Annotated in this window: 11 protein-coding genes; 4 read left to right on the top strand and 7 right to left on the bottom strand. The window is 51.4% G+C overall.

Annotated features, from left to right (window positions below):
* Nucleotides 1-70 precede the first annotated feature (70 nt).
* The 5 genes from lysS to AACH41_RS05260 all read right to left on the bottom strand — a co-directional run bounded on the left by lysS (nt 71) and on the right by AACH41_RS05260 (nt 6,208).
* Nucleotides 71-1,609 carry a lysine--tRNA ligase gene (gene lysS, locus AACH41_RS05280; protein ID WP_275356861.1) on the bottom strand — a complete coding sequence of 513 codons (1,539 nt, stop codon included), beginning with the start codon at nt 1,607-1,609 and terminating at the stop codon, nt 71-73.
* Nucleotides 1,610-1,685: 76 nt separating this feature from the next.
* Nucleotides 1,686-2,816, bottom strand: a complete 1,131-nt coding sequence (locus AACH41_RS05275) for an ATP-binding protein (RefSeq protein ID WP_338657271.1) — start codon at nt 2,814-2,816, stop codon at nt 1,686-1,688.
* Between the two features lie 18 nt (nt 2,817-2,834).
* On the bottom strand, nt 2,835-3,515 hold the full coding sequence (locus AACH41_RS05270) for a response regulator transcription factor (protein WP_194747059.1): 681 nt from the start codon (nt 3,513-3,515) through the stop codon (nt 2,835-2,837).
* Between the two features lie 171 nt (nt 3,516-3,686).
* Nucleotides 3,687-4,259 carry a hypothetical protein gene (locus AACH41_RS05265; protein ID WP_194747060.1) on the bottom strand — a complete coding sequence of 191 codons (573 nt, stop codon included), beginning with the start codon at nt 4,257-4,259 and terminating at the stop codon, nt 3,687-3,689.
* A 47-nt stretch (nt 4,260-4,306) separates the two neighbouring features.
* Nucleotides 4,307-6,208: an ATP-binding cassette domain-containing protein gene (locus tag AACH41_RS05260; protein ID WP_338657268.1), complete on the bottom strand. Its 1,902-nt coding sequence runs from the start codon at nt 6,206-6,208 to the stop codon at nt 4,307-4,309.
* Nucleotides 6,209-6,426: 218 nt separating this feature from the next.
* Here AACH41_RS05260 and AACH41_RS05255 point away from each other — a divergent pair, with 218 nt between their 5' ends.
* From AACH41_RS05255 to tldD, 3 genes are all read left to right on the top strand, one after another.
* Nucleotides 6,427-10,278 (top strand): YhdP family protein, encoded by a 3,852-nt coding sequence (locus AACH41_RS05255; protein ID WP_338657266.1) that lies wholly within the window; start codon nt 6,427-6,429, stop codon nt 10,276-10,278.
* A gap of 34 nt (nt 10,279-10,312) precedes the next feature.
* The gene (locus AACH41_RS05250; RefSeq protein WP_194747063.1) at nt 10,313-11,167 is read left to right on the top strand and encodes a carbon-nitrogen hydrolase family protein; all 855 of its coding nucleotides are present in this window, start codon (nt 10,313-10,315) and stop codon (nt 11,165-11,167) included.
* Nucleotides 11,168-11,263: 96 nt separating this feature from the next.
* The gene (gene tldD / locus AACH41_RS05245; protein WP_338657262.1) at nt 11,264-12,703 is read left to right on the top strand and encodes a metalloprotease TldD; all 1,440 of its coding nucleotides are present in this window, start codon (nt 11,264-11,266) and stop codon (nt 12,701-12,703) included.
* Between the two features lie 102 nt (nt 12,704-12,805).
* Here tldD and AACH41_RS05240 read toward each other — a convergent pair whose 3' ends face one another.
* Both AACH41_RS05240 and AACH41_RS05235 read right to left on the bottom strand, forming a co-directional pair.
* Nucleotides 12,806-13,645 carry a hypothetical protein gene (locus tag AACH41_RS05240; RefSeq protein ID WP_338657260.1) on the bottom strand — a complete coding sequence of 280 codons (840 nt, stop codon included), beginning with the start codon at nt 13,643-13,645 and terminating at the stop codon, nt 12,806-12,808.
* A 130-nt stretch (nt 13,646-13,775) separates the two neighbouring features.
* Nucleotides 13,776-14,942, bottom strand: a complete 1,167-nt coding sequence (locus tag AACH41_RS05235) for a sugar MFS transporter (RefSeq protein ID WP_338657257.1) — start codon at nt 14,940-14,942, stop codon at nt 13,776-13,778.
* 255 nt (nt 14,943-15,197) lie between these two features.
* On the opposite strand from AACH41_RS05235, the gene AACH41_RS05230 reads away from it, so the two are divergent.
* Nucleotides 15,198-15,458 (top strand): DUF2934 domain-containing protein, encoded by a 261-nt coding sequence (locus AACH41_RS05230; RefSeq protein WP_275356870.1) that lies wholly within the window; start codon nt 15,198-15,200, stop codon nt 15,456-15,458.
* Nucleotides 15,459-15,461: the final 3 nt, after the last annotated feature.

Here is a 15,461-nt window from a genome sequence, read left to right as displayed (position 1 = left end):
CATATTTCTTACAGCGGACTAGTATAAAAAAAGCCACCTTTAAAGGTGGCTTTTTCACATCATCGCTGAGTTAACTCTCAGCACGCATGTGTGGGAAGAGAATCACATCACGAATGCTGGGGCTATCAGTCATCAGCATGACCAAACGGTCTATGCCAATCCCGCAACCGCCTGTCGGCGGCATGCCGTATTCCAGTGCACGAATAAAGTCAGCGTCGTAATACATGGCTTCCTGATCACCAGCTTCTTTGGCTTTTACCTGGGCCTGGAAGCGCGCGGCCTGATCTTCAGCGTCGTTTAATTCGCTGAAGCCATTGGCCATTTCACGCCCGGTAATAAAGAGCTCAAAACGCTCGGTAATTTCAGGATGTTTGTCAGAAGCGCGTGCCAAGGGAGACACTTCAACCGGATAATCAATAATGTAGGTGGGTTGCCACAATTGGCTTTCTGCGGTCTCTTCAAACAATGACAGCTGCAATGCGCCCAGTCCTGCATGGTCAAACGCCTTGACGCCAAACTTGAGTAATTCTTTGCGCAAGAACTCGGCGTCATTCAATTGCTCGGCGGTGTAGTGTGGCGCATATTTCTGAATAGCGCCCAAAATGGTTAAGCGCTCAAACGGTTTGCTTAAATCGACCTCTTTACCCGCATAACTCAATACTGCCGTGCCACGTGCAGCAATGGCAGCTGCGCGTATACATTGTTCGGTAAAATCCATCAGCCACTGGTAGTCGGTGTAGGCGGCGTAGAATTCCATCATGGTGAATTCAGGATTGTGACGTACGCTTAAGCCTTCATTACGGAAGTTACGGTTGATTTCAAACACGCGCTCAAAGCCGCCGACAATCAGACGCTTCAAATACAACTCAGGCGCAATCCGCATAAACATCTGCATATCAAGTGCGTTGTGATGCGTAATAAAGGGTTTGGCTGAGGCGCCCCCTGGAATAGGATGCAGCATCGGTGTTTCCACTTCCAGAAACTCGTTTTCATTCATGAACTGGCGAATCGCTGCCACCACTTTGGAACGGGCCTTGAATGTTTCACGGGTTTCTTCCGAGGTGATCAAATCGACATAACGCTGGCGGTATTTGATTTCTTGGTCTTGTAAGCCATGAAATTTCTCCGGCAAGGGACGCAATGACTTGGTCAGCAAGCGCAATTCAGTGACATGCACAGACAACTCGCCTGTACGGGTTTTGAACAATCGACCTTTCGCGCCAAGGATATCGCCCATGTCCCAGTGCTTGAACTGGTCATACAAGGCTTCACCGATTTCATCCCTGGCAATGTAAAGCTGGATACGTGCTGAGCTATCCTGAATCGTAGCAAAACTGGCTTTACCCATCACGCGCTTGAGCATCATGCGGCCGGCAACCACTACAGGGATTTCTTGAGGATCCAGGGTTTCCTTGTCAGTCTCGGCATATGCGGCCTGCAACGCAGCGGCTTTATGCTCTGGCTTGAAATCGTTAGGAAAAACGGCCTTCTCGCTGGCCTGCGCTTGTTCACGCAACAAGCGTAGTTTCTCGCGACGTTCTGCAATCACATGATTTTCATCAACCACGCTCTCAGTTGCGTTATCTGGGTGGGAGTGTTGTGCTGTCATATTGTATCCGGCATTCGCCTGCGTAATCTTAAACGCGCTATTTTAGCATTGTTAGCGCTGATTTTTAGAGGATCGTCTACGTCGTTTCTTGCTGGATGGGCAAATGAATACGGATCATGAATCCGTCCGGGCTTAGATTGGTGGCGTTGACAAAGCCGCCATGGGCTTCAACGATATGCTTGGTCATGGCGAGGCCGATGCCATGCCCTTCGACTTGCGAAGCGCGGCGACCTCGCACAAAAGGCTTGAATATCTGCTCAAGCTCTTGTGGCTCTACGCCCTGCCCCTGATCCTGTACTTCGAGAATAATTTCGCCAGTACGCTGACTATGTTGCAACTCAATCGTCACCTCACCATCCACAGGACCATATTTGAGCGCGTTGCGGATCACGTTATCAATCGCACGTTGCAACAACTCCAGTTGCCCATCCAGAATGACGGGCTCATCTGGCATCAGCAACCGGATTTTGGCGTCATGCTTTTCAAACAGGACATCCCCAACAATGCCCGTTAACAAGGCCTGCAAATCCACCTCTACCTTTTGCAGCTTGTGTATATCCGATTCAAAGCGAAAAATTTCGAGTAATTCAGAGATCATGCGTTCCATGCGCACAGCTTCAAGCTCAACGCGCTGCAAAGAGCTCTGAATTTTTTGTGGATTTTGCATGGCCAGACCAACAGCCATCTGTATTCTTGCCAATGGGGAACGCAGTTCGTGCGAAACATGATGCATCATGTTTGACTGGCTTTTGATCATATTATTCAAGCGCAGCGCCATCAGATCAAAGGCCTGCCCTAGGCCGGAAAACTCATCATAAGAGGCCTTGATCTTGGGGCTGACACGCACGAGCAGATCGCCCTCTGCTGCACTTTTAAGATGAATCAGCAACAGCTTGATTGGATGCGCGATGGCCCAGGCAAGCAAACTGGCAAAGACGAGATTGGCGAGAATGCCGAAAACAAACACCCAAACCGGAAGGTTAAACACCAAAGGCAGGTGTTCATGTGACAGTGTTTTTGCGATCAGCTCATTAGAGGGTTGCGTCGGGGCTTGTGCTTTAACCTGGTCACTCGCGGCATGCAACGCTTCATGGTAGCCGACCAGCTTGCGATTCAGCTCCCACTCTGCAATGTTTCCAACAATAATATCGGTTGAAATGAGCGCCAGAAAAAGTGCTGCAAATAACTTCCAGAACAGGCGCCCCATAGGCCTCGCAATAGCGAATTATTCTCTTACCAGTTGATAGCCAACGCGGTAAATTGTTTGAATCACATTGACCCCGCCGGAAACTTCAGAGATTTTTTGACGGATACTGCTTAAATGAACATCAATGCTACGGTCATACTTGACCAGCGGACGACCTAAGGCCTTGACTGACAGATCCTCTTTGCTAACGATGGTACCTGCATGTTTGGCAAGAATTTCAATCAAACTGAATTCGGTACTGGTGAAAATGATAGGTTTATCCGCCCAGAACACTTTTCTGCGCTCGCTGGAAACCACCAGTTGACCAACCACAATATCATTCCCTTTGGGACTGTCACTGGTATGGCGGCGCAAGATCGCACGCACGCGAGCAACCAACTCGCGTGGTAAACAGGGTTTTTGAACATAGTCATCCGCGCCAGCTTCCAGGCCTTCAATGCGGCCTTCATTGTCGTCCTTGGCGGTCAACATCAACACAGGAATATCGGAATGCTGACGGATGTTGCGTAATGTTTGCAATCCATCCTGGCCAGGCATCATCACATCCAGAATAGCAAGATCAAACTTGCCAGCCAGAACATATTGCTCACCCGTCAGGCCATCATGTGCAGTTGTCACGGTGTAGCCTTCCTGCGTCAGAAATTCCTTTAGCATGTTGGCTAGTTCAACATCATCGTCAATCAACAGCAGCTTGCTCATTTATGTCCTTTTTGAGATTTGCATTAGGCTCAATGTACTTTAGCCACGGAATCTTAACGAACAAACAAATTCAATAACAAGCGTAAGCGAGACATTTTACCCAAGTTTTCAAACTGAATCGAAAATGTTAAATCAATTTAAAGTATACCGCAAATATGTTCGATGCAAAATTTAATCCGCAGTAAAAGCCTCACACAACTGGCTGAGCAACTGACCAAACAGAGGCAATACATCCTCCGGGCCATGCGGACTGTCATCGTCTGTGCTTGCAATCAGGTAGCTGATGGTCACTTTATCCAGATTTTCGCGGTAGGTCAGCCAGTGCTCGGAATCGGTTTCTGCGATCAATTGAAACTTATGAAACCCAGACTCGATAATCTCTGCCAGCATTTCTGGCGCCAGCCCTGCAAACAAGGTTTTGCCTATCGTCACTTGTGCCCGGGCATAATCTGGCTGGTGCCCATCCTGCGTTAATGGCATGAGCAAAAAGGCGTACAACATCAAGCCAAAACACTGATACACCCCCAGCATATCAAAGTCGCTTTGCAACTCATCGGCCGGATGGCGCTCTGCAGAACGTATGGCCTGAAAAGTTAAAAAACTTGCCAGGTAATGCGCGGCCTCTTCAACATCGGCATTCGCATAGGCAGACTTGGCCGCTTCAGCAGACAGCGGCACTGCATTGGCTTGGGCCTGACAGAGCTGATGTAACCACTTCAGCCGCTCTTCATATGTCATTTCCATAACTATTCCTTTATCAATGATTCCTATATATATGTTTGCTACAACAGTTAATCTACTTCCGGCAATGCCTCTAGTGCTTCCTGTAGCGACAACCATTCACTCTCAACCGTATCCAGCTGTTTCTGGTTTTGTGCCTGTGCAATCAACAGTGCTTGCAAAGCCTCCCGTTGCGAGGCTTCATAGATACCGCTCTCAGCCAGTTGGCTGTCTAGTGATTGCTTGGTTTGCTCCAGCTCGGCCAGCTGCTTCTCCAGTGCTGCCAGACTTTTGAGCAGCGGTCTGCGCGCTTGCAACCGCGCCTGTCGATCTGCTTTTTGCTGATGATAGGCATTCTGTTTAGTGGCCGTGCTTGTTGGCTCGGACATGGCAGACGGCGCAGATTGCAGTAAAGACTGCTTGTAATCTTCCAAGTCACCATCAAACACGCTGACCTGGCCTTCAGCAACCAGTACAAACTTTTCGCAGCACGTCGCCAGCAGTGTGCGGTCGTGCGAGACCATGACCATCCCCCCTTCATAGGCCTGCAAGGCCATAGACAGGGCATGGCGCATTTCGATATCCAGATGGTTGGTGGGCTCATCCAGCAAAATCAGGTTGGGACGTTGCCAGATGAGCATCGCCAGCGCCAGCCGTGATTTTTCGCCGCCGGAAAACGGGCCACACGGACTTTTTGCCATCTCGCCCCTAAAATCAAAGCCGCCCAAAAAGTCCAGCAGTTCCTGCTCTCTGGCTTTAGGGTCCAGGCGTTGCAAATGCATGAGTGGCGAATCCTCGGCGATTAGTTGCTCCAGCTGGTGTTGCGCGAAATAGCCGATGCGCAGATCTTTACCCTCCACCCGCTCGCCCGCCAACAAGGTTTCTGATTGCGCCAGCGCCTTAATCAGCGTGGACTTCCCTGCGCCATTTTTACCAAGCAATCCGATGCGCTCACCGGGACGAATCGCCAGATGCGCCAACTTGACCAGTGTTTGCTGACCATAGCCCAAGGCTGCTTGATTGATGACCAGCAAAGGATCTGGCGCGGCGCCCAGATCACGAAAACTGAAACTAAAGGGCGAATCCAAATGTGCAGCACTGATGCGCTCCATGCGCTCAAGCGCCTTGATACGGCTTTGGGCCTGACGCGCCTTGGTGGCCTTGGCACGAAACCGGTCAATATATTGTTGCAAATGGGCGATTTGCTGCTGCTGTTTTTGGTAGCTGGCTTGTTGCAACACCAGTTTTTCAGCGCGTTGGCGTTCAAAATCGCTATAGCCGCCGCGGTACAGGCTCAGTTGCCGCTGCTCGATATGCAGGATATGGTTAACGGTGTTATCCAGAAACTCGCGGTCATGCGAGATCAGCAACAAAGTGCCACGATAAGCGCTCAGCCAGCCTTCCAGCCAAATCACCGCTTCAATATCCAGGTGGTTGGTCGGTTCATCCAGCAACAGCAGGTCAGAACGGCACATCAGCGCACGTGCCAGATTCAGGCGCATCCGCCAGCCGCCCGAAAAATCACTGACCGCTTGACTCAGTTGTGCCTGGGTAAAGCCCAGCCCCGCCAGCAAGGCACTGGCTCTGGCCTCGGCACTATAGCCATCAATATCGGCCAACCGTTGATGCCACTCCGCCACCTGTATGGGATCCTGTGTGCCATTGGCCTCAGCCTGCGCCAGATTTACTTGCAGGGCATGCAACTCTTGATCGCCTTCGAGCGTGTAGGAGAGTGCAGACTGCGCAAGCGCAGGGGTTTCTTGTGCCACATGTGCAATCACCCATTGCTGCGGAATCAGTAATTCACCGGCCTCGGCCACCAGCTCGCCACGCAACAAGGCGAACAGGCTGGATTTGCCTGCGCCGTTCGCCCCGGTTAAACCAACCCGATGGCCGGGATGCAACTGAAAGCTGGCGCCTTCGACCAAGGGCTTGCCTGCCCGCGAAAAAGTCAGCTGCTTAAACTGAATCACTCTTGAATACCTTTAAACGTCATCGAACAGCAAAAGAATCGCATTTTAAACGAATCATGCCCGCTCGGCGGATAAATCCTTGAAGCGCTGCTGAAATAGCGGTGACGCCAGATAAAAGCGCGTAATGTAGTTGTAACGCTGACAGTGACGCAACTGTTTTCGAGTAAAATAGTCACATAAATAAATAATATCTTTTTTGTCCTGCAAAATCCCTCAATATGCCCCTGCAAAAAATCAAACGCTGGCTGCTCTCTTTGTTGATCGGCCTCCTCATCCTGCTGGCAGGCATCGTCGGGGTTATCCAGTTTTACGTGTTCCCCCATATCGACGACTATCGCAGCCGGATCGAACACACCTTGAGCGACGCGCTCAAGCAAAATGTCACCATTGCCAGCATAGCCATCCGCTGGCGTGGCCTGGCACCGCAAGTCACATTGGGCAAGGTGACGCTATACGATAGGCAACAACGCCCGGCACTTGAACTGGCCCAGGTCACCACCCGCCTGTCATGGAGCAGTCTGGCGCTACTCTCACCCTCGCTGGTCAGCCTCAATATTGATGCACCCAATCTGGTAGTGAGAAGAACTGCAGAGGGTCAAGTCTTTTTGGCAGGCATTTCCATGTCCGGGCAGGGGAATCCAGCGTTTGCCAACTGGCTGCTGTCGCAACGACGCATCAAAATATCCAATGCCACGGTGACCTGGCTTGATGAACAACGCCATGCTCCGCCTTTGCTGCTTAAGGATTTGAACATCCAGATATTGACACCGGTCTGGCAACGCCTGTTGCACCGTCACAGCATTCATGTTGATAGCCTGGTTTCAACAGGGACCCAGCAACGTATTCATCTTGAAGCCGTCGCGGTTGGCGATGATGTATCCAAGCCAGAAGCATGGCATGGCGAACTCTCGCTCCGTTTGCCTGAAACCGATTTGGCGGCCTGGAGCCCCTGGATTGACCTGCCTGTCGCGCTGACGGCGGGCAAAGGCAACCTGACCGCGACGCTGGCCTTTGACAAGCTGCAGTTACAGCGCCTAGCGGCACAGGTTGCGCTCAATCATGTTGCAGTCTCGCCCGCCCGGACATCGCAAACCTTTATCGCCAAAACGGTCAGTGGTGAAGTACGCTGGCAACGCGTAGAACAACGGCAAATGCTGACACTCAAGCATTTTTCTGCCGACATTGAGCCCGGCCTCATGCTCAGCGATGCCAATGGTGAGGTGCAATGGGACCAGCACGGTCATGAAGGCACCCTGAGCCTCAAACAACTGGGTCTGACGCATAGCAACCTGCTGGCAAAATGGCTGCCTGCCGACGCTGCCCTCACCCGCTATCTGGAAAACATGGTCCCCACGGGCAATGCCAGCAAAGTCAAGGCTCGCTGGCTATACCACGACAAGCAGTGGCAGGATTACGCCATCACAGCCAGCTTTGATCATATACAAACCAAGGCGTATGAAAAACTCCCTGGCTTGCAAAACTGGGCTGGGCAGCTGTCTGTCAAACCCAATGCAGGCAACCTGGAGCTGGATACAAAAGAGGCCACGCTTGAATTGGCAGGTCTATTGCGCTGGCCGCTACCGATTGATCAGCTACAAGGCGAAATCGAGTGGCGCAATAACGGCCAAAAAATGTTGATCAGCACACACAATCTGCATTTTGCCAACCCGCATCTGGCATTACGCACCAACATGGAATACCAATTGGGTGCCACCGGTGGCGATACCATACAGCTTCAAAGCCAGATTGAACGTGGCGATGCCAAATTTGCGTCGTTCTATTATCCCCTGGTGCTTGATCAGGCCACCCTGCACTGGCTGGATACCTCGATTCTGGGTGGCCAGATCCGACACGGCGAAGTGATTGTCAAAGGCCGGGTCAAAGACTTCCCCTATGTGAATGCAGCGTTTCATTCAGATCCGTCACTGGGTTTATTCAGGGTCACAGCCCAGCTTGACCGTGCCAGCCTGGAATACGGGACCGATTGGCCGCAACTGCAAGACATCGACGCCTTCCTCAAGTTTGAAGGCAAGCGGATGGATATTGCCGTTAAAAATGCCACCACGGTCGGCCAGCACATTACGCAAGCACAAGTAGAGATTCCGAGACTGGATGCGGATGACCCTATTCTGAGTGTCAAGGCCGTCGCAACAGGCAACCTGGAGCAAGGCATTAAATTCATCAACACCAGCCCGGTCAAGCAAGTCACCATGGGCTTTACCGATACGCTCAAAGCCAGCGGCGCGGCAGACCTCAAGCTAGCGTTACAAATTCCGCTCAATAACGTCGATGCCAGCCAGTTTCAGGGCGACTATGCGATCAAAAATGGCCATATCGCCGCCAATACGCAACTAGCCATGCCCGAAATGGGCAATATCAACGGGAATCTCAAATTCAACGAGAAGGGCTTGCAGGCGCAAGGCATACAACTCAGCCTGTTCGACAATCCGGCCACCCTGAGCTTGAGTACCCGCCCGGACAAATCTGTGATGATTCAGGGCAGCGGCCGCATCACGGATGCCGCCCTTAGAAAACTGGATAACAACCTGTTAACGCGTGCCTTGCATGGCACCACCGACTGGAAAAGCAATGTGCTGATTCAGGCACCGAATCTCAGGCTGGATATTCGCTCGCAGCTGATAGGCATGACGATTGATTTACCCGAGCCCGCCAAAAAAACGGCAGACACACCTGCCAACCTGATCATCCGTGTGCGTCAGGAAAACAACCAGCCGGATAAAATTGCGATTGACTACAATGAGTGGCTACACGCCAACCTGTTCCGCCAGGTCAATGGCGAAACAGCAACCATTACCGCAGGGGAAATTGCCATCAACACCCCTGCCCGCTTGCCTACAGGCAATGGCATCAATTTAAGGGCAGACTTTCAAAAGCTCAACATTGATGAATGGCTGCCCTATCTTAATCAGTCAGGCACGCCCCAAAACTCGGCCACTTCTTCACTGGCGCTCAATCAGGTAGAACTGACCGCGGGCACCTTGCATGTGTTTGACCGCAATCTGCATCAGATCAAACTGAATATCACGCCCGAAAGTGAACGCCTCAAGCTGCTGATACAAAGCCAGGAGCTGGCGGGCGAGGCAGACTGGCTGGCTGGCAAACCCAATAAACTGGTGGCCCGTTTAAATTATCTGCGTGTGCCACGCACCCCGGATAACGACACTACGCCAGCCCCCGCCGAGGCGCGCAGATTGGACATGACCTACCCGGAGCTGGATATCACTGCGCAGGACTTCCAGTTTGGCGACAAGCAATTAGGCAGCCTGGACTTGAAAGCTTTTAACAGCGGCGAGAGCTGGGTGATCCAGCGCATGAGCATTACCAATCCGGACAGCCAACTCACCGCAGACGGCACCTGGCGCAACTCGGTGCGCAGCCCGCAAACCCAGCTAAAATTCAACCTGAACTCCAGCAACCTGGGCAAAACCTTGCAGCGCTTTCAGCCCGGAGGGGAAATGGTCAAGGGCGGCACAGGCAACATGAATGGCCAACTAAGCTGGCCAGGCAGCCCGCACGAGTTTGCGGTTGAACGTCTGGATGGCAGCTTCACCATGCAGCTTGAAAAAGGCCAGATCCTGAAAGTGCAACCCGGTGTGGGACGCTTGCTCGGCCTGTTGAGCTTGCAGAGCTTGCCACGACGCTTGACGCTGGATTTCCACGACTTGTTTAGCGAAGGCTTTGCCTTTGACAAAATCACCTCTACCGCCAATATTCGCGACGGGATTTTACGCAGCGACGACCTGTTTATGACCGGCCCCGCTGCTGAGGCCAGAATCAAGGGGGAAACCAACCTCAAGGCCGAAACGCAGCGCCTCAAAGTGCGGGTCGTCCCACATATTTCCGACTCGGTATCGCTCGCAGCGCTGGCTGGCGGTCCAATTGTCGGTGTGGCTGCCTTTGTCGCACAAAAGCTGCTCAAAGATCCACTTAACAAAATCAGTGCCAGTGAGTATATGATTACAGGCACTTGGGATAACCCGCAGGAAGCCGACGCCGATAAAAAAGCCCCGGCCACCCCTGCTGTTCAACCTTTAAAAAATCTGCATTAATGTCAATATCAAGCATTTAAACCGGAAACTTGCCATGGCCGACAATAAAACCAAAAAACTCAAATCCTCAGCCAATGATGACATCGTCAAAGTTGCGGCGATCCAGATGGCGTCCAGCCCCAGTGTTTCGGCCAACCTGGTCGAGTCCAAGCGGCTCATCGAAATGGCGGCCAAGGCTGGCGCCAAGCTGGTGGTACTGCCCGAGTACTTTTGCATTATGGGGCTTAAAGATTTTGACAAGGTCACCATCCGCGAGAAGCCCAATACCGGGCCTATCCAGCAGTTTTTGAGCAAAACCGCCAAAGCCTACAAAATCTGGATTGTCGCTGGCACAGTGCCGCTGGAAAGCAATTACGCCAATAAAGTGCGTAACAGCTGCCTGGTGTATAACGACAAAGGCGAACAAGTCGCCCGTTATGACAAGATTCACCTGTTTGGCATGGATATGGGCACCGAGCATTACCATGAAGAAAACACCATTGAACCTGGCGATACCGTGGTCACCGTAGACACCCCGTTTGGCCGCATTGGCCTCTCGATTTGCTACGATTTGCGCTTCCCCGAACTGTTCCGCGCCATGGGTGATGTGGATATGATCGTGGTGCCCTCAGCCTTTACCGAAACCACAGGCAAAGCCCATTGGGAAACCCTGGTGCGCGCCCGTGCGGTTGAAAACCTGTGCTATGTGGTTGCTTCTGCGCAGGGGGGTTACCATCTCTCTGGCCGCGAAACCCATGGTAACAGCATGATTGTCGATCCGTGGGGCGTCGTGCTTGACCGCTTGCCGCGTGGCTCCGGGATTGTCATCGCCAATGTTAACCGCAACTATATTAAAAACCTGCGCGAAAGCTTGCCTGCGCTCAAACACAAAACCATTAAAGCCATTTAATGAAAACCCTGAGTACGCAAGCGGCACTCCTTGGTGAAAAATCACTCAAATCAAAACAACCCGCTCACCAGACGCTGAAAGTAAAGTAGACACACTATGCAAACACACCTGACCACAGCCAACGACTTACTGCTGCGCCCTGCTGGACTGGATCAAGAAGCGCTGACCAATGTGCTCTCCGGCATGATGACGCACAATATCGACTACGCCGACCTGTATTTTCAATACAGCCGCAGCGAATCCTGGGGCCTGGAAGAAGGTCAGGTCAAATCCGGCAGTTTCAATATCGACCAGGGTGTTGGCGTGCGCGCCGTCAGCGGCGAAAAAACGGCTTTTGCCTATTCGGATGACATCCACCTCGACGCCCTGCAACAAGCCGCCAGTGCCACCCGCGCTATCGCCAGCCTGGGGCAAGAAAAAACCGGCCACAGCATCGTCACCCGCAGCCACCTGCCACTCTATCTGCCGCAAGACCCGATTGCCAGCCTCAGTGCAGATGCCAAGGTCAAGCTGCTCGAAAAACTCGAACGTTACGCCAAGGCCCAAGACCCACGCGTGACGCAAGTGATGGCCTCCATGGCCGCCGAATACGAAGTCGTCATTGTCGCCCGTAGTGACGGCGTCATGGCAGGCGATGTGCGACCGCTGGTGCGCGTCTCCCTCCAAGTCATCGCCGAACACAATGGCCGTCGTGAACAAGGCTCCAGCGGTGGCGGTGGCCGCTTTGATTACAGCTACTTCACCGATGAAGTGCTACAAGACTACGCACAAAAAGCCGTGCATCAAGCCCTGGTTAATCTGGATGCGCGCCCTGCCCCCGCAGGCAGCATGACTGTCGTGCTCGGCAGCGGCTGGCCCGGCATTTTGCTGCACGAAGCCATCGGCCACGGCCTCGAAGGTGACTTTAACCGCAAAGGCAGCAGCGCTTTTAGCAATATGATCGGCCAGCAAGTCGCTGCTAAAGGCATCACCATTGTCGATGACGGCACCATCGCCGACCGCCGCGGCTCCCTGACTATGGATGACGAAGGCAACGCCCCGGAAAAAACCGTATTGATTGAAGACGGCATCCTGCGCGGCTACATCCAGGATACGCTCAACGCCCGCCTGATGGGCATGAGCCTCACCGGCAACGCACGCCGCGAAAGCTACGCGCACATCCCCATGCCACGCATGACCAACACCTATATGCTCAACGGCGACAAAGACCCGCAAGAGATTATCAAGTCAGTCAAAAAAGGCCTCTACGCAGCCAACTTTGGTGGCGGCCAGGTCGATATCACCAGTGGTAAATTCGTTTTCAGCGCCGCTGAAGCCTACATGATTGAAGATGGCCAAATCACCTACCCGGTGAAAGGTGCAACACTGATAGGTAACGGCCCTGACGTACTGAAACGTGTGAGCATGATAGGCAATGATATGGCGCTGGATAGCGGCGTAGGGACTTGTGGCAAGGAAGGTCAGAGCGTGCCTGTAGGGGTTGGGCAGCCTACGTTGAGGATTGACGGGTTGACGGTGGGTGGGACATCGGCATAACCTTTGACAGATGTATCAATTTCTCCCGCACTTTGAGTTAATTCAAATTACCAAGGATGCATCAATAAGAAATTTTACTTTTGTGAGTGGATCTGTCGGGCTTCACTTTTTTGAACTAACTTCCTGGTAAATCTGACTTAACGTCATCTCATTTTGGCGCAGAAGCAACTCTGCGCACTGATGACATCTTTCCAAAAAAGTTGGCAGAGCGAGCTTCGTAACCAAGTACACTCCATGCCTCGACCTGCCTGCCATATGATGCTTCCAAAGGATGTTACCCACCTCTATCTCTACCATATCCAATTCATTGCTTTTAGAGTTATGGGATACTGCATAAAGTGGCACATCGATTACAACAATTGGAAAGAATAACTCGAAATCAGGCAGTACAATTTCAAGTTGATTAGCTCGACTGGCGTAATACAAGGCAGCTTTCGTAGCACTCATGATTGCTTTAAAAGGCGTATCCTGAGCCTCAGAAAAAGCTTGGGTAACGCCGAAGCCAAGCCAAGGCTCTGAATCAAGATTTGGATAGATATACAGCTCGCCCTCCCCCGTAAAAATTAGCCTTCGAATGTATCGCTGAATGCACTCTTGACCAAAATAAGACTCCTCTAACTTATATGAGCTTATAAACTCATCTTGCTCTGAACCATCATTTACATTTGGAATAGCAAATAGTAACCAAGGTTTGTCCTTACTGCTCTTGCATTCAACCAAAAGGCGATAGCTCAAAAATACTGAGCCTTCGCCTTGACTGAAATTACTTTTGTATAAAATTAAATCAATTTCCCGTGACAAACCAGTTTCTGGGTCTACATAACATTCAGATTGCGAGACTTCAAATCCGGCATCTCTGGCTATTGAGGCGACCTCCATCTCAAGAGGGTAGCCATGTTTGTTTAACCAATTCTTCACACGTACTTTCAACTCATCAGTCATATAAAAAGTACCCTATCAAATGGTATTGCGATCTAGTTTTGTAGAATAGGAAAGAAGTTGCGCGCCCTGCCGGCTAATTTGCTTTGTTCAAGTTCCCCTAGGGAAGCCAATATCTCTGCGTCTGCTGAGACTAAAGCTTTGTCAGGTTCCTAAACCCCAACCACGCGATATACGCATAACAAATCACCGGCAACACAAAGGCATGATGTATTCCCAAGCGGTCTGCCAGCAACCCGGTCAAAAGTGGGATCACTGCGCCGCCCACAATTGCTGTTGCGAGCAAGCCTGAGCCTTTTTTCTCCTGCCCGGCTTTCAGGCTTTTGATGCCCAATGTAAAAATGGTGGGGAACATGATGGAGTTACACAAGCCAACCAGCACCATGGTCGCAATTGCAAGATTGCCCGTGCTTTGCATGGAGACCAGGATAAACATGACCGAGAGCAATGCGTGGGTGATAAGCACTTTGGCGGGGGCGAATGCCTTAAGGGTGAAGATTCCGATAAAGCGGCCGACCATGGCACCACCCCAGTACAAAGCCACCAATGGTGCGGCCTGGGTTTCTGCAACATGGCTGATGTCCATTACATAATTGACCAGAAAACTGCCTATCGAGACTTCAGCGCCAACGTAGGCAAAAATACCGATTACGCCCAGTAACAGGCCTTTTTCTTGCAATACTTCAGACCAGCTACTCTCGTCTGCTTCTGCGCTTTCGATCCCTGACAGGTTGATGCGTGATAGCACGACTGCGATCACGATCAATACGCTAGCGATCAGGAAATAAGGATAGACCACGCCTTCGGCATAGCTGGAGTTGGTCAAGCCAGAGAGGATGAAATAGGCGCCAAAAAACGGGGCGACAAAGGTGCCGAGAGAGTTAAAGGCTTGAGCCATGGTCAGTCTGGAAGACGCGGTTTCTTTGGGCCCGATGATGGACACGCAAGGGTTTGCGGCCACTTGCAGTAGCACGATGCCAGACGCGAGCACGAACAAGGCCGCCAAAAACAAGCCATAGGTGTGCAAGAGCACCGCCGGATAAAACAGCAGGCAGCCTAGGGCGGCCAAGGCAAAGCCGATCACCATGCCTTTTTGGTAGCCGACTTGCTCAATCAGTTTGCTAAAAGGGATAGAAGTCAGGCCATAAGCCGCAAAAAAACAGAACTGGATCAAGGCCGCCTGGGCATAGCTCAAGGCAAAAATGGCTTTCAGATAGGGCACCAGAATATCGTTCAGGCAGGTGATAAAGCCCATCATGAAGAACAGGATGGTCAGTGAAGTGAGTGCTTTTTTATACATATTTATTTTTAAAAATGATGAATTGCTGTCACTACACCATATCTGCAGCGACTTTGGAAGGGCCACCCTGCATTTGCAAAGCGAGTGAACTTGACCGTGAAAAATGCTTCAAACAGCAAAAATAGCTGACACATATCAAATTCCCTGCATATTCAGGAAGTTAGCCGCTTGACGATGACGGGTTACCGTTTGTAATATGAGTATGACAAGGCCACAAGCTTTATTTTCATTCATCTCTAGACCAAGGAGTTATGTATGGCAACCAGCAAGACCACTGATGTATCCGCAAAAAAAACCAGCGCCAAAAAAGCGGCCCCTAAAACTGACACCCCAAAAACCAAATCTGCCAGCCCCCGTAAAAAATCAGTAAAACCTTCTATTATCACCAGCGAAGAGCGTTACAAGATGATTGAAGTTGCGGCCTACTATATCGCAGAGAAAAATGGCTTTGGCGATAGCCACATGGATTACTGGCTACAGGCTGAAAAAGAAATTGATCACAAGCTGAATGCCTGAATC

The sequence above is a fragment of the Methylophilus sp. DW102 genome (assembly GCF_037076555.1).
Classification (GTDB): Bacteria; Pseudomonadota; Gammaproteobacteria; order Burkholderiales; family Methylophilaceae; genus Methylophilus; species Methylophilus glucosoxydans.
This window is presented reverse-complemented; position numbering and strand designations above follow the sequence as displayed.